The sequence below is a fragment of the Neptuniibacter sp. QD72_48 genome (assembly GCF_047778065.1).
GTDB lineage: Bacteria > Pseudomonadota > Gammaproteobacteria > Pseudomonadales > Balneatricaceae > Neptuniibacter.
In genome coordinates this window covers 2,749,551-2,770,510 of sequence record NZ_CP180547.1, presented here as the reverse complement: position 1 = coordinate 2,770,510, position 20,960 = coordinate 2,749,551, and the positions used below count along the sequence as shown (strand labels likewise).

20 protein-coding genes are annotated in these 20,960 nt (G+C 42.7%); 10 read left to right on the top strand and 10 right to left on the bottom strand.

Annotated features, from left to right (window positions below; genetic code table 11):
- Positions 1–29: 29 nt before the first annotated feature.
- A complete protein-coding gene (locus ACMXYX_RS12490; protein WP_415883827.1) occupies positions 30–809 on the bottom strand; it encodes a hypothetical protein in 780 nt (259 codons plus the stop codon).
- 251 nt (positions 810–1,060) lie between these two features.
- On the opposite strand from ACMXYX_RS12490, the gene ACMXYX_RS12485 reads away from it, so the two are divergent.
- The gene (locus tag ACMXYX_RS12485; RefSeq protein WP_415896693.1) at positions 1,061–1,711 is read left to right on the top strand and encodes a class I SAM-dependent methyltransferase; all 651 of its coding nucleotides are present in this window, start codon (positions 1,061–1,063) and stop codon (positions 1,709–1,711) included.
- 30 nt (positions 1,712–1,741) lie between these two features.
- On the opposite strand, the gene ACMXYX_RS12480 is transcribed toward ACMXYX_RS12485, so the two are convergent.
- The 4 genes from ACMXYX_RS12480 to ACMXYX_RS12465 all read right to left on the bottom strand — a co-directional run bounded on the left by ACMXYX_RS12480 (position 1,742) and on the right by ACMXYX_RS12465 (position 5,545).
- Positions 1,742–3,061 carry a sigma 54-interacting transcriptional regulator gene (locus ACMXYX_RS12480; protein WP_415896692.1) on the bottom strand — a complete coding sequence of 440 codons (1,320 nt, stop codon included), beginning with the start codon at positions 3,059–3,061 and terminating at the stop codon, positions 1,742–1,744.
- Positions 3,058–3,549 carry a hypothetical protein gene (locus tag ACMXYX_RS12475; protein WP_415896691.1) on the bottom strand — a complete coding sequence of 164 codons (492 nt, stop codon included), beginning with the start codon at positions 3,547–3,549 and terminating at the stop codon, positions 3,058–3,060. The genes ACMXYX_RS12480 and ACMXYX_RS12475 overlap by 4 nt, the downstream gene beginning before the upstream one ends.
- A complete protein-coding gene (locus tag ACMXYX_RS12470; RefSeq protein WP_415896690.1) occupies positions 3,542–4,951 on the bottom strand; it encodes an ATP-binding protein in 1,410 nt (469 codons plus the stop codon). Before ACMXYX_RS12470 ends, ACMXYX_RS12475 begins: the two co-directional genes overlap by 8 nt.
- 264 nt (positions 4,952–5,215) lie before the next feature.
- Positions 5,216–5,545 carry a hypothetical protein gene (locus tag ACMXYX_RS12465; RefSeq protein WP_415896689.1) on the bottom strand — a complete coding sequence of 110 codons (330 nt, stop codon included), beginning with the start codon at positions 5,543–5,545 and terminating at the stop codon, positions 5,216–5,218.
- Between the two features lie 408 nt (positions 5,546–5,953).
- On the opposite strand from ACMXYX_RS12465, the gene ACMXYX_RS12460 reads away from it, so the two are divergent.
- Positions 5,954–6,766, top strand: coding sequence for a formylglycine-generating enzyme family protein (locus tag ACMXYX_RS12460; RefSeq protein ID WP_415896688.1), 813 nt, complete (start codon positions 5,954–5,956; stop codon positions 6,764–6,766).
- A 66-nt stretch (positions 6,767–6,832) separates the two neighbouring features.
- Here the strand turns inward: ACMXYX_RS12460 and ACMXYX_RS12455 are convergent, their stop codons facing one another.
- A complete protein-coding gene (locus ACMXYX_RS12455) occupies positions 6,833–7,426 on the bottom strand; it encodes a TetR/AcrR family transcriptional regulator (RefSeq protein ID WP_415881913.1) in 594 nt (197 codons plus the stop codon).
- Between the two features lie 64 nt (positions 7,427–7,490).
- On the opposite strand from ACMXYX_RS12455, the gene ACMXYX_RS12450 reads away from it, so the two are divergent.
- On the top strand, positions 7,491–8,498 hold the full coding sequence (locus tag ACMXYX_RS12450; protein WP_415896687.1) for a hypothetical protein: 1,008 nt from the start codon (positions 7,491–7,493) through the stop codon (positions 8,496–8,498).
- On the opposite strand, the gene ACMXYX_RS12445 is transcribed toward ACMXYX_RS12450, so the two are convergent.
- Positions 8,488–9,219, bottom strand: coding sequence for a DnaJ domain-containing protein (locus ACMXYX_RS12445; protein ID WP_415906056.1), 732 nt, complete (start codon positions 9,217–9,219; stop codon positions 8,488–8,490). The two genes, ACMXYX_RS12450 and ACMXYX_RS12445, sit on opposite strands and share 11 nt — an antisense overlap.
- Positions 9,220–9,269: 50 nt before the next feature.
- Positions 9,270–9,971: a VWA domain-containing protein gene (locus ACMXYX_RS12440; RefSeq protein WP_415896685.1), complete on the bottom strand. Its 702-nt coding sequence runs from the start codon at positions 9,969–9,971 to the stop codon at positions 9,270–9,272.
- Positions 9,972–10,139: 168 nt separating this feature from the next.
- Here ACMXYX_RS12440 and ACMXYX_RS12435 point away from each other — a divergent pair, with 168 nt between their 5' ends.
- The 4 genes from ACMXYX_RS12435 to ACMXYX_RS12420 all read left to right on the top strand — a co-directional run bounded on the left by ACMXYX_RS12435 (position 10,140) and on the right by ACMXYX_RS12420 (position 15,307).
- Positions 10,140–11,879 carry a hypothetical protein gene (locus ACMXYX_RS12435; protein WP_415906055.1) on the top strand — a complete coding sequence of 580 codons (1,740 nt, stop codon included), beginning with the start codon at positions 10,140–10,142 and terminating at the stop codon, positions 11,877–11,879.
- 149 nt (positions 11,880–12,028) lie between these two features.
- Positions 12,029–12,946 carry a substrate-binding periplasmic protein gene (locus tag ACMXYX_RS12430; RefSeq protein ID WP_415906054.1) on the top strand — a complete coding sequence of 306 codons (918 nt, stop codon included), beginning with the start codon at positions 12,029–12,031 and terminating at the stop codon, positions 12,944–12,946.
- A 94-nt stretch (positions 12,947–13,040) separates the two neighbouring features.
- Entirely contained in the window at positions 13,041–14,231 is a 1,191-nt protein-coding gene (locus ACMXYX_RS12425; RefSeq protein ID WP_415896682.1) for a YjgN family protein, read from the top strand.
- Positions 14,228–15,307, top strand: coding sequence for a M48 family metallopeptidase (locus ACMXYX_RS12420; RefSeq protein ID WP_415906053.1), 1,080 nt, complete (start codon positions 14,228–14,230; stop codon positions 15,305–15,307). Before ACMXYX_RS12425 ends, ACMXYX_RS12420 begins: the two co-directional genes overlap by 4 nt.
- 63 nt (positions 15,308–15,370) lie before the next feature.
- On the opposite strand, the gene ACMXYX_RS12415 is transcribed toward ACMXYX_RS12420, so the two are convergent.
- Positions 15,371–17,119 carry a GNAT family N-acyltransferase gene (locus tag ACMXYX_RS12415; RefSeq protein ID WP_415906052.1) on the bottom strand — a complete coding sequence of 583 codons (1,749 nt, stop codon included), beginning with the start codon at positions 17,117–17,119 and terminating at the stop codon, positions 15,371–15,373.
- A gap of 69 nt (positions 17,120–17,188) precedes the next feature.
- Complete coding sequence (locus ACMXYX_RS12410) at positions 17,189–17,374, bottom strand: hypothetical protein (RefSeq protein WP_415896679.1); 186 nt, start codon at positions 17,372–17,374, stop codon at positions 17,189–17,191.
- A 167-nt stretch (positions 17,375–17,541) separates the two neighbouring features.
- Here ACMXYX_RS12410 and dinB point away from each other — a divergent pair, with 167 nt between their 5' ends.
- The 3 genes from dinB to ACMXYX_RS12395 all read left to right on the top strand — a co-directional run bounded on the left by dinB (position 17,542) and on the right by ACMXYX_RS12395 (position 20,886).
- Positions 17,542–18,606 (top strand): DNA polymerase IV, encoded by a 1,065-nt coding sequence (gene dinB, locus ACMXYX_RS12405; RefSeq protein ID WP_415896678.1) that lies wholly within the window; start codon positions 17,542–17,544, stop codon positions 18,604–18,606.
- A 62-nt stretch (positions 18,607–18,668) separates the two neighbouring features.
- Positions 18,669–19,244: a nucleoside deaminase gene (locus tag ACMXYX_RS12400; RefSeq protein ID WP_415906051.1), complete on the top strand. Its 576-nt coding sequence runs from the start codon at positions 18,669–18,671 to the stop codon at positions 19,242–19,244.
- A gap of 88 nt (positions 19,245–19,332) precedes the next feature.
- On the top strand, positions 19,333–20,886 hold the full coding sequence (locus ACMXYX_RS12395; protein ID WP_415896676.1) for a SulP family inorganic anion transporter: 1,554 nt from the start codon (positions 19,333–19,335) through the stop codon (positions 20,884–20,886).
- Positions 20,887–20,960: the final 74 nt, after the last annotated feature.

Genomic DNA, 20,960 nt, shown 5'->3' with positions numbered 1-20,960 from the left:
ATTGCAATAATCCAGTTACCAATACAGTTTTACTTTTTAAGGTACGCAGGTGAAATTTCTTCTGAACGGTGAGTAAATTTCCCTTCTGTACACACAGCTAAGGCACTATTAAATCGTTCTAAAAAGCCCGGATTGTGTCTTAGGAAATGATGGCCAAAATAGACACCTAAATTGTGGCTGTGAATTACTTTCCTTTTGGTCATCGCTCTCTGTTTGTCAGTCATCGCATGATCCATCGCTTGCTCATTCATCAAAAACGCATCTATACGTTTATGTATAAGCATGGACAGCAGTTGTTCACTATTCGTCGGCGGGTTTCCGGTAACTTTATAGCCATTGCTTTGCAGCCAGCTGTGCATGTTTGATCCCAAAAAGCTGGTGGTCACAGCGTTCTGTTTAAATTCTTCAGATTCAGGATCTAGAGGTGAATCTTTGAGTTGGAAGAACGTCCAGTTCTGGGTTTCTATAGCACCTGAATGGGTTGCATAACTATCGCGGCTTTTTTTATGGGATGCTGAAAAGAAACCGTCTGCTTTACCTTGTTTTGTAAGCAGTTTTGCTCGATTGAAAGGCCTTGCGTGTATTGCAACCTTTTCGGGCATCGCTTCAAAAGCACAACGGATATTCTCTACTGACGTTCCGGTTATTTTGCCATCAACTATTTCCGTATAAGGAGGGTAGGGCATCGTCAATAAATGCACTGAATCGGAATCGAATTTTTCACCCTCAACCGTGTCCATGTTTATATCATCTTGTGCTAAGGCTGGAAGGCTTAATGTGCAGATTAATAAACACGTTTTAACTCGCATATACATACCTATCTATTCGATATGACTACTGACCAGATAAAGGCTGAAACTGAATTAAGTCGCTAACTGCCTCTATGTGGATTCAGTAATAAAATATAGTTGAGAATTTTGAAGTTTGTAGGAATTGGAGGATTTCTTCGGCGCAATCAAACCTTTGAGGGTTAAACCAGAAATTACTGACTTTTTACATGGTCGGGCATCTACGTTATTTTGAAGGCCGCTTTTTAAAATAGCCCAAAGGAAAGGGATAGATGAACAAGCCTGTGAATAAAATAGAGTCGGACAAATTTTGGGATGGCGTTGCTGCAAAGTATTCGCAAAAAGCCGTTCCCAATGAAGCGATGTATCAAAAGAAATTAAAGGAAACGCAAAGTTACTTTTCTGCTGATATGCGTGTGGTTGAGTTTGGCTGTGGTACAGGTACGACTGCTATCTATCATGCGCCATTTGTTGGTCATATTGATGCCATAGATATCTCCGAAAATATGTTGGAAATTGGGCGAGAAAGAGCGCAAGAAGCAGGTGTAGGGAATGTCGATTTTCATCGAGGGACATTACATGATTTCAATGCTGAGACTGAAAGCGTTGATGCGGTTTTGGGCTTAAATGTGATTCATTTGATTCCCAACTGGCAAGCGGTGATTGCAGAGGTCGCTAGAATCTTAAAACCCGGTGGCGTTTTTGTGAGTAGTACCGGTTGTTTGGGTGGTTCTTACATGCGCTTTATTAAACTGATTGTGCCAGTGGGGAAGTGTTTTGGGCTAATGCCCGATCTATTCGTGATCACAGAAGATGAATTGGCCGATGAGATTAAAGCCGCTGGCTTTAGCATTGAGAGCCAATGGCATTATGGCCATAAAGATATGGAAGTGTTTATCATCGCACGTAAGAATGCTCTTTAATCTCTTAATCAAAGAGCATTCTTTGTCTGTTTAAGCTTTGTAATCCGCAGCTTCTAAACCATGTTTTTTCAATAGCTTGTAGAGGTCGGTACGATTTCTTCCCGCTATTTTTGCCGCTTGAGAAACATTGCCTTCGGTAATCTGTAATACCTTTCTGAGATAGCGCTTTTCAAAATCAGCGCGGGCGTCGTTAAAGTTCTGGATCACCTGATCCTGATTGACCAAAGCTCGATTAACGGCGCTATCAGATATGACTGGCGTAGTGCTTAAAGCCGTTACCTTCTCGATAACATTCTCTAATTGACGGACATTACCGGGCCAAGCCGATTGAGCTAGAACCTGAAGCGCATCTGAGGAGATATTCTTTACCTTGGGGTTATGCTTCGCTGCTGCTTGCTCAACAAAGTGGCGAGCCAATGGCGGAATATCTTCAGGTCGTTCAGCAAGCGGTGGTAAATGAAGATTCACCACATTAAGGCGGTAGAAAAGATCCTCTCGGAACTGTTGCTCTTGCATTGCCACTTCCAGATCGCGGTGGGTGGCAGAGATGACACGCACATCGACAGGAATTGTGTCGGTAGAACCCACTGGTCGGATTTGTCTTTCCTGTAGAACGCGTAACAATTTAACTTGAAGAGATAGCGGCATATCGCCAATCTCATCCAGAAACAAAGTTCCGCCGTTGGCTGCTTGGAAAAGACCTTCGTGCTTGCTGACAGCTCCAGTGAATGCGCCTTTGGCGTGACCGAACAGTTCGGACTCCAAAAGTTGCTCTGGTAGCGCACCACAGTTAATCGCAATAAACGGTTTTTTATGGCGTGGACTTGCTTGATGGATAGCGTTGGCTAATAGCTCTTTACCACTACCGCTTGGGCCTGTAACGAGCACACTCACATCGGAGCCTGCGATCTGTTCTGTTTCCTGAAGCAAGCTCTCCATAATTGGGCTGCGACAGATAATATTTTTGCGCCATGTACTATCGGATCGACTTGTACCCGCAAGGGCTGAATTAATTGTTTCTAACAGCTGGTCTCTATCGATAGGTTTGGTGAGAAAGCCAAAAACGCCTTGTTGAGTTGCCGTTACTGCTTCTGGGATTGAGCCATGAGCCGTAATGATGATGACTGGCAGCTGCGGATAGCGTTGTTGCAGTTGTTGGAAAAGGGCAAGGCCGTCCATACCTTCCATACGAAGGTCAGTGATGACCAGGTCGATCTGATCATCGAGAATCTCAAGTGCTTGTTCAGCGCTCTCTGCGCAACTGATTTTAAATCCGCTAGCCTCTAAGCGCATTGAAAGTAGTTTTAGTAGAGAAGCGTCATCATCTACCAATAAAACACGAGGGGTCATTCCTGTACCTCACGCTCATTGTTTAGATCGGTTTCAATCTGAGTGAGGGCATCGATTTTAACTTGCAGGTTTCGATTCTCTTCTAACAAATTATCCTGCTCCGCTCGCATCCATAACAACGCGGTTGCGAACTGGTTACGAATATCTAGGTAACGATCCCCAGGGCAGGATGGATGAGGGTAGAGCACAATTTTAGAAAAATTACGTTTGGCTTGCTGTAATTGCTCTGTTGAAGAAAGCGGTGTTGAGAGAAGTAGAGCTAATAGGGCGCTGTCTTTACTGCGAATAGCTCGCTGCATGATACTGCTGCGCTGATCAGGCTTTTGTAAAAAGCGGCTTTCAATGCCTTGTAACTGATCAAGTCGTGATTCATTGATACGACAGATTGGCTTCTCTGTTACTTCTGGTTCAGGCATTGGTGATTTTGTCGGTACAAATTCACACCCTTGTAGAAACATTAACAAGATGAGTGGAGCGTATTTAATCATGGGTATTAAGCTCTTTAACTGGCAGGCTGACGCGGAAGCTGACAAAGCTATCCTGATTGCTATGTAATGTGACGTGGGCACCTAATGAGTCAGCGGCATCTCTAACAATACTCAATCCGATACCGGAGCCTTTAACAGGTCCAATGCGTCGATTTTGTCCTTGGTAGAACGGTGTAAATAGGTGTGGAATATCTTCATCTGGAATGATGGGGCCGTCGTTACCCACTTCTATAACTAGATAGTCTGCTTGTACGTTGGTGCTAACCAGTAAGCGGCCACTAGAGCTTCCATAGAGGGCCGCGTTTGATATCAGGTTGCCGATAATACGGATAAACATTGCTCGGTCAGTAAACCATTCGCTATCTTCTTGTGGCAGCTGCACCAGCATCTTCTTTTGTTCGAGCAATAGCTTATAAGGCTCAATCGCTTCGTTAATAACCGGCAGTATATGTACTTGATGGAAGTTAACCGGTTCATTCTGATTTAGTCGGCTGTAGTCCAATAGTTGTTCAATCAAAGACTGTAATTGACGTGAGTTTGTCTGCAGCAGATTAGCTACTTCAAGCTGGCTGGTATTAAGCTCGCCAATAACCTGTTCTGCTAGAAGGTCAGAACCTTCACGCAGCGTGGTCAATGGCGTTTTTAATTCGTGAGACATATGGCGTAAAAAACGCTGTTTCTCGTTTTCTACTTCAGCTAATTGTTCTGTTAGCCAATCAAGCTGCCTATCTAACTCGACTAACTCATCCGGTCCGCCGACTTTGGCACCAATATATTCTTCGCCGGTTCCTAATGCTTGTAACCGCGCGGCGATCCGGTTAACTGGACGGATAATTTTAAAACTGAAAAATAGGATTAACAGGGCTTCTAAGCCGAGAAGAATAATCGCTAAGGTACTTAATTTAGTCTGTGTTGTTTGCGCAGTTTCGTTAAGCGCTTGTAAGCGCTGATCTAAGACTAAGTCGATCTGTTCGTTAACCACACGGGTGAGGCTGAGTAGTGAATTAGCCTCAATAGGGTGAGCGCGTTCGATACCTTCGAGTAATTCAGTGATCTCGTTAGCTTTTTTCTGCTCATTAAGCAGGAAGCTATGGATTATCAGCGCTTGTCTGTATTCCGACAAATACTGATTTAAACGTTCTTGAATTTCAGGCTTAGCTAAAATTTGGTATTGTCTTGCAGAGCGGGTGATATCTTCGGCTAATCGTTCGAGTTGTTGGCCTCTGCGCGTCACCTCTAAAGCTTGTTGTGCGAGCACACGGCCTTGCGCCGACTGTTCCACAAGAGCATCAGTAGCGTAAAAAATGAGGATGCCGAAAGGTGTCACGACAACCAAAAAGGATAGAAGTACCAGCTGCTTCAATGAGCTGAGTCGCCATGGTTGGCGAGTCGATTTGGCCATTAAACAATCATAGTTAAACAAGTGTATGAGTATTATCCATCAATTCTGCCTTAATTGGGTAGTCTCCATTATCTGTGGATAGACGGATTAAGGGGGAGGGGTGGCCGGGATCATCCTGATCACCGGCCATGTTAAAACAGAGCTGGCGGCTATGTTGTGGACATGGATGCTCTGAATCAACTTGTTACCTGTTGGTACTCGACTAACTGAGCTGAGGCTGTCTCGGAATCAGTGGGGCTAGTCTTATACCAACAAGTGAACCCTTTAAACGAATAGCTTCTTAGAAGCTACGTAAGACGTTGTCGCCTTAACTTGTAGTTGAGAGAACTCATCTGGGCTAAGAAAACCATCTTTGTTGGCATCAATTTTATTGAAGCCTTTTACCAGCGCTGGAGAAACCTGCGCTTCCTGAGGGCTAACTTTGCCATCTTTGTTTTCATCTAGTTTTTCGAAAATGCTTATTGCCTTTGGCGCTTCTTGAGTCATCACTTCAGGTTGAACGTCCTTAACAACTTCAGCAGGTTTTGTTTCTTCAGCAAAAGCAATTGTAGAAACACAAAGCATGGACGCTAGAGTAAGTGCTGCAGATTTCATATTTTTCTCCTTAACGAAATAGATCGGGTAATAACAAAAAATTTAAATTCGCTAGGGATATATCAAGTGGTGTGCCACTTTTTAAAAGTCCATATAAAACAGATAGTTATAATATTTATTCTGGGTTTTGTATTTTGGCAGTTAAAAAAGGGGCCGAAAAGGAGTGATAACTGTCGCCAATAAGAGACAGTGGGCTGGTTGTTAATTGTTCAAGCCCAATAAAATCAAAGGGTTATGTGGTTTCTTTTTGGCGACAGTGAGTGAAAAAAGCATGTAGTCAGTACTATGACGGAGAAAATAACTCTGCTCTTGTTGAAACTATCTGACGAGTTTCTGCTCTACCTTTAGAAGGTTAGATACCTTTGTCGCTTGATAAAGATAAGAATGTATATAAGCAGGGGAAAGGGCATGAATAAGAGCGTGTGTTGTGTAGCATTGTTGCTCAGTGGTTTTACTTCTGGTGTATTCGCCGAATCCAGTAAAATCCAGATTGATGCAGGTAAGTTTCAGATGGGTTGTTCACAGGGAGATAATGACTGTGAAAGTGATGAAGGTATCCCAGGGGGCATAGCTGTTGACGTGCCAGCTTTCTTGATTGATAAACATGAAGTAACAGTTGCTGAGTATCAAGTATGTATTGAGGCAGGGAATTGCCAACGGCCAAAAGACCATAAACGAAACCAGTATTGTAATTTGGGTGCAGAGGGGCGAGGTAATCACCCGATTAACTGTGTAGATTGGCAGCAGGCTTTAGATTTCTGTCGAGCTAAAGGCGGCCGTTTACCTTTTGAAGCAGAATGGGAAAAAGCAGCGCGGGCCAATACGCTTACGCGCTACCCGTGGGGTCAAGAAGTAAGTTGTAAACAAGCCATTCTTGATGACGGAAAAACAATGGGATCGGTCCCTAATGAACCTGATGGTTGCGGTGAAGATCGTACTTGGTCAATAGGTAGTCATGCTGAAAACGCTTATGGCTTACATGATATGCATGGTAATGCCGGTGAATGGACGATGAACTGGTACGCTAAAAACGGCCTTGAACGCTATGCGAATGGAGATCTGATTGGTCCAGATCAGGGACGTCAACGGGTGGTTCGTGGTGGCTCTTGGGATGAGAATAAAGCTTATTTGCGTAGTTCATTCCGAAATGTGAAACTGCCGGTAAGTGGCAGAAGCGTTTATGGATCGATCGGTTTTCGTTGTGCTTATGATGTGAAATAAGCGTAGGTTTATACAAATAAAAAAGCACCATTAATCGGTGCTTTTATATTTAATTGCAAGCCAGTACTAATGGCACGGGCTGTGAAGTGCCTTTAGCATATTTGTGATGACTGCATCATATTTAGACTGGTCTGGACGCTTGCTACTTAAAACGCGAAGCCCCCAAATATTTGTCATTAGGTATGTTGCGAGATCTTCAGGAGACTGTTGTTTATCCAGCAAACCTTGTTCCTGAGCTTGAGTCAGGGCATTGGTAAAGTAGGTCTCAACCTGACTTAGGTAGCCTCCTACACGTTCTCTGATCTCATCATCTTCTGTAGCAAGTTCTAGCATGGTATTGACCATCAGGCAGCCTTTGCCAAGACGGTCATGTACTAGATCGTCACAGAAGCATTTAAAAAATTGTTCGATTCCCTTCAGCGGTGTTTCAGCATCTTCCATCACGCTAGAAACGCGATTTAGACTGCGCGCAGCATAGGTATCTATAACTTCTAAAAACAAACCACGTTTGCTTTGAAATGCACCGTATAGTGATCCCGGTTTTAGTTTGGTCGCATTCACGAGATCGGTTACTGATGTAGCGCTGTAACCTGTTCTCCAGAAAACATTCATTGCTTTCTCTAAGACATCAGTACGATCAAACTCTGCTGGCCTAGCCATATTTTGCCCTCCTTGTTCTATTGTCTTATTATCATTATTCAAACCGCATCTAGCAATAGTTAATATGATAACCGGTAAATACTTCTCATTTCTCCCTTTTTTTGCAGTTTTTTTTACGGTCGCTACGCTAACGGCTTGTCAGAAAAAGCCTTCAGAATTTAGTTCTGAGGAAGGTCCGTTGTTCCGACGTGGTGTAGTGAACATAACTGATCAAGGGCTCAGTTTTAAGCCATGTTATGTTAATAAACGCGAGTTGATTAATGATCATACCGGTCGATTAGAGCGGAAATTGGATAATTCCATGGAGCCTGCTTTTTATGCAGAGATGAGTGGATCACATATAGCGCCTGGCGAGCCGTGGGAGGTTTATCAGGTACATCTGATAGGTGGTAATCAATCAACCTGTAATTATGAACTATCAGGCAATGAATACCGTGCTGCAGGTGACCGTCCCTTATGGATAGCGGATGTCCGCGATGATGGCATACATGTTAAAAGGTTTGATCGCCTGAAAAAGCTTATTTTCCCGTTAAACGACCCTATTCAATTAGGCAGCAGTATCGAGTGGGATAGCGAGTTAAAGGGTATAAAACGTCACAGCCTGACATTAAAAGTCGATCAGTTACAATGTAAAGATCGTTATGGAATTGAATACGAATATACCGCTCAAATGGTGTTGAATGGTACTGTCTTTGAAGGCTGTGCTAGGCAAGGAAAGTTGGATCTCAGAACACTACCTGGCTTATATGGGGTCGAGCTACCTGGATTAAGGTCACAAGGGCGTTATATCTCTTTAGAGTTATCGAGCGATCAGCAAGCGGTTTTAACTCAAGATTATCGTAATCGTCAGCCGTTAATCGTTCAAACGGGGTCCTGGCAATTGATGAAAAATGGCCGAGTTGTTATTCATTTTGTGGATATTGACGGTCGCGAAGATAATGAAATTCTAATATTTGAGAAAGATAAAAAGGGCGGTTTGTTGTTAAAGGGATATAGTCCTACGTTTGGACATTCGGGGTTCCGATTAGAAAGAGCCGGCCCCGAACGTCTCTATCGAAAATTTAATCGTTAATCAGAACATCTTTGGCCTGATTTATCTGTGCTGCAAGATAATCGCTACCGCCGCGGTCTGGGTGCATTTTCTGCATCAATTTACGATGTGCGGCGATAATTTCTTCCTTACTGCTATTAGGTGAAATACCTAAAATATCGAATGCTTCTTGGCGGCTCATCGTCCCATGATGAGAGTGATTGTTAGCACTATCGTTATTCGGGATATCGTCTTCGCGCCAACTATCGCCAAAACGCTTATCTAAATACGTTGTTAATAAGCGTGTAGATTCCCCATCATGTTGACGACAGTACTGAAGTAATTGAATAAATTCTTGTTCGCTTAACTCCCCCAGTTCTCTACCCTGTAGTGGTCCTTGTTTTACCGTGCCATACATCACGCCAGAATCATGATCTAAACGCATCGACAGAATCTTTGTTTCCACTTTCGAAACGTTGCCCGAGCTTGCTTGGTTCTGACGTTTTTTATACAAATAATTAAAGAAAGGAAGGAAACGAATAAAGAGTGGATAAAGTCTGCGTGCAAAAGGGAGTAAGCCCGCTGCTACGGCTGCAATCCAATGAAGCCTACCGGTCAGAGCCATTAACAGCACAAATAAAGAGATGATGACTAAAACAATAGCGATGATTGCGCGCGTTCGCTTTGCTGGTGTAAGTGTCTTCAGCCAAAAGAACACCAGAAAACCTAATCCGGCTAAAACTACTAAACTAATTGGATTCACAATTTACCTTTACTGATGCCTAAAAAATCGTAATAACTAAGTTGTTTATTTTACCGTAACTGTTCCAGTAGATGTTTGGCTGCTTGCCCTTTATTTTCAATATAGTGTTGAAATGCTGGTTTACCTTGGCTGGCATAAATCGCAACGGCAATTAAAAGTTGCTTTAACAATTCAGAGCTATGATGATCGAAGTGGTGATAAGCACCGCCTGATAGCTGAGCGATGGCAGTGAAAGCCTGCCTTGCTCGACAGTCAGAACCTTCCTGGAAAATGAAAACTGGGGTTTTAAGCAACCCAAGTTGGCCTGCGAGAGAAGTTAGCTTGTCGGTACTTTCCTCCTGGCTATCACCGATATAGATGATAGCTTTGACCTCTTGTTTTCGAGTTTCGTTTATACCTAACTGAAGTACCTTCTGTATTTGGGTATGACCAGCAGCACAAGAGACTTTCTCCATAATCTGTCTAAGCTGAGTAGGCTGGTTAAGCCATTTACTATGCTGGAACTCTTGATAACCCCGAAAGTAACAAAGCATAACGGTAAGGTTTCCGACTTCGCTGGTGGCTGAAAACATCTGATTTTGCAGATGGCAGGCATGATCCCATGTGGCTTGGCGGCTGGCTGTTGCATCTAATGCAAACAAAATACGACCCTGAGCGTTAGCATTGGCAGGTACGAGTTCGTTGGCGAGCTGAATAAATTTATCCAGTTCTTTTCTAGAAGAGAGTGTTGTTAGGTCTTTATCTTTCTTCATATGCATGCCGATTTTACGGTTAAATAATACATTCAAGCCAAAAACTGGCTATATGATTAGCTTGATCTAATCCTTAGTAAGAATTATTCCTATTTTCTTCTGTGACTAACGACAGTTTGAATCAGTTCAGTTAAGATCTAGATAAATTTATAAAAGGAGTTTTGTAAGGTGCGTAATGTCATTATAGCCGGTGCAGTTGTAGCAGCCGGTGCAGTTGGCTACATCCTAACCCAACAAGATGGTGGTATTACTGCCACATCTAAATCCCCATTGGCATATGTGCCTGCCGACACGGTTTTCTTCTCTGGTCAGCTAGAACCGTTTCCACTTAAAAACTACCTTCAGTCCACGAGCTCTCTTCAGGCAAAAGCACCTCAAGAACTGCTAGATGCATTAGATGATGAAACTGATCCGAAAAAACGTTTCTTCACTAGCATTATCAAAGCTTATTTTGACGCCGCAGGCTCGCCTGCTGAATTTCAAAAAACATTTGGTTTACCAGATGAATTAAGAATGTATGTCTACGCAGTGGGTTTCATTCCAGTCATTCGCTATGAAGTAACAGATGCCCAAGGCTTATGGGCTGCGTTAGACAAAGCAGAGCAAGACAGTGGTTTTAAACATGAACTGCGCAGTTCTGGCGATCTACAATACCGTGCTTATACGTTAGAAAATAATGAAAAGGGCGAGAAGTTCGAAGTACTTGTCGCCTTTGAAGATGGTTGGGCTACTTGGACCATCAATACGCATGTAAATGATGCTAATACAATTGATATTGCTTTAGCTCAAGCAGAGCCTGCAAAGTCGCTTCAACAGGCTGGTACAGTCGAGCAGATTGCAACGCAACACGGCTTTGTTAAGAACTATATCTCTTATATCGATCATCAGCAGCTAGTGACAGCCTTTACCACTGAAAACGGTAATACATTGGCTAGCATGTTGACTCAAGCCATGACTGCGTCAGGCGATCCTGACGGTTTGGCTGATGTGCGTAATCCTGAATGTCAGTCTGAAATAGCTGCTATTGCGGCTAATTGGCCACGTACTGTAATCGGTGCTCGTAGCGCTGATGATATTCAAATTACACCAGAACGCAGCTTTATGCGTGTTTCAACTGTTATTGAAAGCAAGAATAAAGTCGTGATGGATGCGTTAGCTTCTCTTCAAGGTTATATCCCATCATACCTAAACGATGCACAGGTATTTGGTTTGGGTGTAGGTCTTGATGCCAACAAGCTAGGTACTGGTTTGTCTTCTATTTGGAGCAACATGCTAGAACCTACCTACAAATGTGCGCCATTAGCTGAGATGCAAGCGGGTGTTCAACAGGCTAACCCAGCAGCTTTAGCGATGTTTACGGGTATGGCTCAAGGTGTCAAAGGTATCGGTGCTGCTATTCAGGACTTCAGCTTGAAGACAGAAGGTTTTGCGCCAGAGCTAGAGTCGTTACAGGGTATTGTTTCTCTCTCTGCTGATAATCCAAAAGTGCTGTTTGATATGGCGAAGTCATTTGCTCCGCCTCTAGCGGCTATTCAGCTACCTCAAGATGGTACTGCTATTGATCTATCTACGATGGTACCGATGCCTCCTGAAGTAAACGTGAAGCCTATGCTAGCGTTGAAGGGCCAGCACTTGGTTATCTTCGCAGGAGAAAGTGGTCAGGCTCTGGCAGATACATTGGGTTCAGAACAGATCTCGGGTAATGGCTTGTTGAATTTTTCAATGGACTATAAAAAGATGCTTACGCCGCTTCTACCGGTTATGGAAATGGCTGCTGACCCAGAACTAACTGAGCAGATGGAAACGCTTAAAAATATGGATATGAAAGTTAAATTGGCGTTGAATCTTCAGTCTCAAGGTATTGAATTGAATACTGAGATGGATATTAAAGCACCTTCTCAAAAGTAGCTTCAAACCTTTAGCTTTAATCTAACTAAAAACCGCTTAGTAGCTTCTACTAAGCGGTTTTTTTTGTTTATCCAGCTAGACTTAGTTTTAAACCATTAAAGTGAAACCTTTGGGTTTTACTGAGTTGATTTTTGAGAGAGTTATGTAGGATGCGGGTATCTCTACAAAAGTTATTAAGTCAGATTTTAATAATTGCTGCGATATCCATTGGAAATCTCTATTGTTCCGCAAGCTTTGCGTCCACAGAATTACGTACAATTCCACCTCAATCTGATTTTGATGTCAGCCATAATTATTTTGTTTCCTTGCTGCAATTGATGCTGGATAACACTTCTTCTGAGTACGGCCAAAGCAAGGTGGCACATGTAGTGAGAATGGAGCAAGGTCGAGCTTTTTATGAATTGAAAAGGGGAGAAATCATAGATGTATATTGGGCGGGGACTTCTATTGATCGAGAAGAAGAATTTACAGCGATTCGAATTCCCCTGTTGAAGGGGTTGTTAGGTTATCGACTTAGTATCATTCGAGAAGATTCCAAATCTAACTTCCAAAAAATAAAAAAACTAGAGGATTTGAGAAAGTATACAGCTTGCCAAGGCAGACATTGGCCCGATTCAGATATTTTGGAAAGTGCCGGTATTAATGTCAGGAGAGGGCCTATCTATGAACTGATGTTCGGGCAGTTGGCAGCAGGTCGCTGTGATTTTTTTCCTAGGGGAATTCATGAGGGAGGCCCAGAATTTACAGCACGTCGTGATAAATACCCAAACCTACGCTTGTTTTCTGACACGATCATTTATTACCCATTTCCCATGTATTTCTTTGTACGTAAAGGTAATACCAAATTGGCGAAACGATTGGAGCTAGGGCTGGAAAGGGCTATTGATTCAGGAGAGTTTGACCAGCTACTAGAGAATCATCCAATCACGTCGAAGTTATTTCCATTAACTCAGTGGGGTGAAAAAAATTTCATAGCGATAAGTAATCCCTTACTTCCTAGAGATACACCGATCACTAATAGCCGCTATTGGGTGAGGCCGGATGACCTTAGAGCTCCGGCAGAATAAGTTGTCGGGAAAATTGCCTGAATTCCGATCAACCGTTCTCTATTTCTCTTTAGCCCTGTAGTATTTATCTTTTTCATACAGGGATGAAGTTAAGATGACTCAGGACGTTGCTGAAAATCTATCCGCAAATCGGAAACCTTTCCAGTTTATGGGCACAGGTGGAGAATTCTTCAAAATTTGGATTGTAAATATCCTACTCAGTATATTAACGCTTGGTATTTATTCAGCTTGGGCGAAAGTACGAACTAATCGTTACTTTTACGGTAATACTCAACTGAATGGCGATAATTTTGAATACCATGCAACCCCAATACAGATATTAAAAGGCCGTCTTATCGCCTTTGCTGTATTAGTGACATTTGTTTTTTTAGATAACCTTAACCCTATTTTTGGTGGTATCACCGCTGTGGTGATCATGTTTGCGACTCCTTGGATCATATGGAATGCGCTGAAATTTAATGCACGTATGTGTAGTTATCGCAATGTACACTTTAATTTGCAGGGTAAGCTGAGAAAAGCCTATGAAATTATGCTGTGGTTGCCTTTAGCTCCGGTTTTGATTTTAGGCGCATTAGGTGGCTTAGCTTACCATTTGGGGGCAACTACAGAGGCTCTGCTTGGTCTGGCTTCTGTCGGTATTTTAGCAATTTATCTGATGATTCCTCTTATCCAAGGAATGTTTCAAAACTTTTATGTAAATAGCGCTCGATTTGGTCAAGGCCAATTTAAAGCGAAAATTTCTGCAGGTTTCTTTTATTGGATGTACCTTAAACTTTTGCTTATCGCTCTAGTTGTGATTGTAGCGGCAGTCATCGTGCCATCAATCTTTTTGGGTGGTGTAACTGCAATATCAGCTTTAAGCCAAGGGCCTGATCTCGTTATGTCATCCATGAATAATAGTATTGCGATGATCCTTATCCCGCTTACAGTAGTTGTTTATGTTCTCTTTGGTATATGGAGCAAAGCTTATATCCAAGTGAATATCAGAAATTACACCCTTAACCAGACTTCTTTGGATCAGGTGGTGAGTTTTGAATCTAAAATGACTGTTTGGGGCTTATTTAAATTACAGGCGGTTAATTTGTTACTGATGATTGTCTCTTTGGGTTTTGCTAAACCTTGGATTGATGTCCGGAAGGCAAGGTACTCTGCTGATAGCCTAATAGCTGAAGTGGAAGGTGATCTCGGTCAGTATGTAAGTGATCAACAGGCGAAACAGTCTGCGTTGACTGATGAAATGGGTGAAGCTTTTGACGTTGATTCTGACTTAGGGTTAGCTGTTTGATCAAAGGGGCTTGGTTTGAAACAGATAGCTCTGCCAAGGTACTGGCAGAGCTATACCTAAGCGATAATTCTTTCCAGATTCGTTCGGGTGAGAAGGTAATCTATTCGGGTGACTTGAAACAGCTAAGCTTTAGTGATCGTGTCGGGAGTATAGATAGGAAAGTTTATATTCAAGATCAAGGTGTATTCCAGACGGCAGAGAATGACTCCATTGATCAGTGGTTAAAATATTCTCAAAAAGCTCAGCACTCTCGCGCATCAAGCTGGTTTCATCGGCTTGAAACTCACTGGGGGATGATTATTTCATCCGCTGTGATTGTAGCCTTTTTAACTGTTGTCATGTTTGTTTGGGGGTTGCCTGCAGGTAGCAAATATGTAGCTAAAGCTTTACCTTCTAGTTTCGCCGAAACTTTGAGTACTCACACCCTTGAAGTGATGGATAAGGCTTTGTTTAAGCCCAGTGAATTAACTGATGAAAAGCAAGTCAAGATCATTGATCACTTTGATAAAGAACTTACGCAAGTTTATTCAGGTGAACATAATCTAAAATTGCATTTTAGGAATGTAGGTGGGTTAGCTAATGCTTTTGCGCTGCCTTCTGGTGATATTGTTTTAACTGATGAGTTAGTCGATCGGTTGCAAGCCCCGGGGCAGTTAGACAGTGTGATACTGCATGAGATTGGTCATGTTCATTATCATCATGGTATGACGCGTTTAGTCCACAGCTCCGCGATTGGGGTTTTGTTATTGGCAATCATGGGCAACGATGAAGCGTTATTACAGGAATTGTTAGTGAGTTTTCCTGTTTTTTTGATGCAACAACACTATTCAAGAGAGGCGGAAATAGAAGCCGACGAGTTTGCTTTTGAGAAAATGATTGAACTAGGGATTGATCCCATACGTTTTGCAGAAGCTCTTGAACTTATTATCGCTGAAGACGGAGATTCGAATGCGAATTCTCAACACGAAGAACCCGCTTCGAAAGTAAAGGAATATAGCCAATATCTGTCTACTCATCCGGAAACCAAAGAGAGAATGGCCGCTGCGAAGAGATATCTGCAACAACATGCAGAGTAGGTTTTAAGAAGGGTTTGGTTTACGCTCTGAAAAAATGAAGTGCGTACACGCAAACCTTAAGGCTTATTCACCAATATAGCGTTTATGCTTCTTTTCTTTAACGTAGCTTATATCCACTAAAACCAAACCATCGATACAGTAGTTAAAGTCTGGATCTACACCGAAATCAAGAAAACGAACACCACCTTCAGTACACAGTTCGCTGTATTGCTTATAAAGTGTTGGGACGTTTACACCCATAAACTCTAATTGCTCTTTTAGGATACTGAAGTCACTTTTGTAATTGTTTCCACCGAAGAGGCTTCTCATATGTTCTTCAGTAACTTCGTCGATTCCATATGGGGAAACAGAACTAGCGAGGTTCTCACTATCCTCAAAGTAATGACGATAAAACCAAACCAACATATCTTTCGCAGCCTTAGGATAATTATTGCTTAGGCTGACTGGGCCAAACATATAGCGAATTTCGGGGTGTTTGCGAAGGTACGCACCAATCCCATACCAGAGATAATCTAAGCTACGCTTTCCCCAATATTTGGGTTGTACAAAACTACGACCGAGTTCGATACCTTGTGAGAAATAGGGCTGCATCTCATCGTTATATTGGAAAAGGTCGCTGCTGTAGAGTGCCTTTTCAGGTTGCTCTTTCAGCTTAGCTGCTTCTGCCAATCGATAAGCCCCGACAATTTCTAACTCTTCTTCATCCCAGAGAATGATGTGGCGGTAGTACTGATCATAGTGATCGAGATCTTTTTTTGCGCCAGTGCCTTCACCAACACATCGGAATGCTATCTCTCTTAAACGACCAAGTTCATGCATCACTGCAGAATCTTTAATAAAGTCGAATAGATAAATTTTCTTACCGTCAGCGGTTTCACCGAGTAGTTCAGCATCGCGCAGTTCTTGTTTGATGCTTTGACGATCTTGAGGGTGTGCGATGGTTTTCTCGGTGATAAAAAGCGGTTTCTTATTTTTGGCAATCCTGTAGAGATGCTTTTTAAGCAGCTTGGTTTTTTCTGCTGTGGATACTGGTACGGCATCGATTTGGCAATATGGAATTGCTTCGCCAACTTTTATCTGGATCGTCACTGAGTATTGCTTGAACATTTCTCGGGCCAGCATGATGGTGGAGAAGTTCTTGTTCAAATAAGAAACGCTATAGAAAAGTGGTGAGTTCTTACCCCCAATAAACACAGGTAGGATTGGTGCATTGGCTTTGCGAGCAATACGTAGAAAACCACTGTTCCATTTATCGTCTTTGATGCCTGTAATCCCTGCACGTGAAACTTCACCGGCAGGGAAGACGATTACAGCTTGTTCTTGCCTTAGGGCATCAACAATACCCTCGATGTTCTTTTTACGTGTATTCCCATTTAAGTTATCAACAGGCAGGAATAGATTGCTGATAGGGTCAAAGTTCATCAGAACATCATTAGCGACAATTTTTACATCTCTACGAACTTCACCAACCAGTTTTAGCAGTGATAATCCATCGAGTGCACCAAGTGGGTGATTGGCAATGATGACTACTCGCCCAGACGAGGGGATATTTGCCCGATCATGATTACTGATGCTGTAACCAAAGTTAAAGTAATCCAGGACGCGATCAATAAATTCAAAACCATGGGCATCTTTGTTTTTGGCTAAGAAGGTATTGATCTCTTTCTCATGTACCAACTTGCGTAGCATATGCAGTGCAGACCGCTTAAAAGGTGTTGGCTTAGCGTCAAAGTCTGGAAACTTATTAATTACAGCTTGTTCTACGTTTAGAACAGGCGTCTCTAGCTGGGAAGTATTTTCATGTATGTTCATAACATGAAAAATATAGGGAAGGAGTATGACTAACTTTTGACGGTTGTTTTACGGTTTTATGACATGGGGCTAGTCACCTCCAGTGTCATTCTCTTTCATTGCTTTAGTCCAAAGGTCGCCGTCTTCTTCTCTTCGCCCTGGGTTTTGTCGGCGATTGGGGTTATCAGGTTCAAACCTTATTTCGGAGCGTCGGTCCTTGAGTTCTCGTCTATCTTTCCCTGAACGGGTATTGGAACCGTGAGGATCGTTATCCATATGATTTCTCTGGTTGAGTTGAAGGAGGAATTCTGGGTAGTTATATAGAGGAAGAGAGAGAGCTACCCAGAATTCCTAAAGCCTTTATCCTTCAGCTTAGCAAAGAATTTTGATTTTTCGATGAAATGAAAATAATATAACTGTATAAATAAACAGTATTTGTTTTTATGCAACGAAAAATCATTCATTGTGACTGTGATTGTTTTTTTGCTGCGGTTGAGATGAGAGATAACCCAGCACTAAAGCAAGTGCCTATGGCTATTGGCGGTGACCCTTCTCGTCGAGGGGTCATTGCAACCTGTAATTACCCAGCTCGTGAGTATGGGGTGCGCTCGGCTATGGCGACCGCTCAAGCCCTTAAATTGTGCCCTGATCTCACCGTCATACATGGCAACATGGATAAGTACCGTGAAGCTTCTCGACAGATTATGGATATCTTTCGAGACTATACCGATATCATTGAACCGTTATCTCTTGATGAGGCTTTCTTAGATGTGACGGGGACTGATCTTTGCCAGGGAAGTGCAACTTATATTGCTGAAGAGATCCGCCAGAGGGTGAAAGAAACAGTAGGTATTACTATCTCGGCAGGCGTTGCTCCGAATAAATTTATTGCCAAAATTGCCAGTGATTGGAATAAGCCTGATGGTTTATATGTCGTCAAACCTTCTCAAATCACAGCATTTCTAGATGACTTATCGGTAGATAAAATTTCCGGTGTAGGTAAGAAAACCGCAGAAAAGCTCGGATCGATGGGCATTTCTACCTGTTTAGATCTTCGAAAACGTTCATTGGCTGAGCTGGTTGAGCGCTTTGGAAAGTTCGGAAAGCGTTTGTTTGAGCTTGCAAGAGGCATTGATGATAGGCCTGTACAGACCAGCCGGATTAGAAAATCTATTAGTGTTGAGCATACTTATGCAAATGATCTAGGTGATGTAGATGCGTGCTTAGAAAAACTACCGACCTTATTAGAGGAGTTAGCTGAAAGGTTTGCAAAGCACGGCAAGGATAAACAAATCACAGGCGTGATTGTTAAAGTTAAATTTTTTGATTTCATCCAAACTACGGCTGAGCATTCCGTCGCAATTCCAGATTTAGCTCATTTTCGCCAACTGCTGATCGATGCATTTAATCGGGGAGGGCGACCTGTGAGATTACTCGGTGTTGGATATAAATTAAAACCTTTGCTAGATCAGCAACCTAAGCAATTAAATCTACTCGACCTTGCTTAATTAGACCTTTTGCTTTGATTTAAACCATACTAGGTAACATTATTCAGCAGATGGATATACCTATGTGCGATATGTCAGATAGTGAAGTTAACATCGATAATTTAAGGATACGTTTAGCCACTTATAGCCATGAATATAGGTGTGGCATGGAAGGCTGGGCGCTCCGTTGTTGCCAATTGGCAATGGATGCCTCCGATAAGGGTAACTATGGTGTTGGGGCGCTACTGATAAGTCGAGAAGGCGATATCTTAGCGGAAGCAGGCAATCAAGTTTTCTCTGCAGGTTTTAACTCTTCTGCCCATGCTGAGATGTGCGTGATCGATGAGTTTGAACGCCTATATCCTGATTATTCAGCTAGATCTGGTTTAATGTTACTGACATCCTTAGAACCTTGCCCTATGTGTTGTGCCCGAATACTCGCTGCGGGCATTGGTCGAGTAAAGTATCTGGCTACAGACAAAGATGGCGGCATGATGTCGCATTGCGATAAATTGCCTTATGCTTGGAAAAATCTTTCTGAATTAATTAATATTCAAGAGGTTACAGATCTTCCGGAACTTTCCAAATTGGCGGGTGATATTGCATCTGCGAACATTTCTTTATTAAGAAAGAAACTATTAGGGATTATTCGCCCCTGATTCCTGAAATTAGCCATTGCTTTTGCTATACTCGCGCGCTTTTACACGGTCTGGTCAAAAAAGAACCAGTGTCTACCCGAGGTGATAAATGATCCAATTGCTTGTGTCTAAGACACAATCGCTAAAAAGCGACCTGCTTTCAGGTTTGACAGTGGCTTTGGCGCTGGTACCTGAAGCTGTAGCTTTTGCGTTTGTTGCTGGTGTTGAGCCATTAGTTGGCTTATATGCAGCGTTTATGGTCGGACTGATTACCGCCACTATTGGTGGTCGACCAGGTATGATTTCTGGTGCTACTGGCGCTTTGGCGGTAGTAATGGTGAGCCTTGTGGCAATGCATGGGGTTGAGTATCTCTTTGCCACCGTTGTGCTAATGGGGATATTCCAGATTTTGGCAGGTATCTTCCGCTTGGGTAAGTTTATCCGCTTGGTTCCTCATCCGGTAATGCTGGGTTTTGTAAATGGCTTAGCAATTGTTATTTTCCTTGCTCAGATGAAACAGTTCCAGTTTACCGATGCTGAAGGTAATCTGCAGTGGTTGCAGGGTGAGCAGATGATGCTTATGCTGGGATTGATTGCCCTAACTATGGCAATTATTCACTTCTTGCCGAAGATCACGCGAATTATTCCTTCCTCGCTTGCTGCGATTGTCACCGTTACACTGTTGGTTATTGGCTTGGATCTAGATGCTCGTACAGTACAAGATGTACTTGCTGATATGACAGGTAACCCAGCTGCAACCATCGCTGGTGGCTTCCCTGAGTTCCATATTCCAATGGTTCCGATCAATTTGGAAACCCTTAAGATTATCGTTCCTTACGCGTTGATCTTAGCTGCGATCGGTTTGATTGAGTCTCTACTGACCTTGACCTTGATCGACGAGATCACTGAAACACGTGGTCGTGGCAACAAAGAATGTATTGGCCAAGGCGTTGCTAACGTAGCGACTGGTTTCTTTGGCGGTATGGGCGGTTGTGCCATGATCGGTCAGAGTATGATTAACATCAACTCGGGCGGATTAGGCCGAGCTTCGGGTATTTCTGCGGCATTGTTCCTATTGGCATTTATTTTGGTTGGTTCAAGCTTAATCGAAATTATTCCAGTAGCAGCGCTTGTTGGCGTTATGTTTATCGTCGTAATTGGCACTTTTGAGTGGGCGAGTCTACGTTTATGGGGCAAGATTCCTCGTTCTGATTTGATTGTTGTAATTGCGGTAACAGGTGTCACGGTTTGGCAAGACCTAGCGGTTGCGGTAATTGTTGGTGTGATTATTTCAGCGCTAGTATTTGCTTGGAAACACGCAAGTAATATGGCATTTGAAGTACGTGAAGAGTACGACACTAAGGTTTATAAGCCTAATGGCCCGCTATTCTTTGCATCAATTCAGACATTTCGTGATCAGTTTAATCCTAAGATGGATCCACCTGAGGTGATCGTCGATTTTGCGAATTGCCGAGTTATGGATCATTCAGGTATCGAAGCAATTGATTCTTTAGCTGAGCGGTATGAAAAAGCAGGTAAAGAGCTTCACCTTCGTCATCTAAGTCCAGAGTGCCGTGCGCTAATGAAAAAAGCGGGTAATCTAGTTGAAGTAAATGTGATTGAAGATCCTAAATACAAGGTTGCTGATGACAGTCTTGCTTAAACCTGTATCTTAGTTTTATGTGACCTACAAAAAGCCGGTATTCATTGAATACCGGCTTTTTTACTTTTACAGCT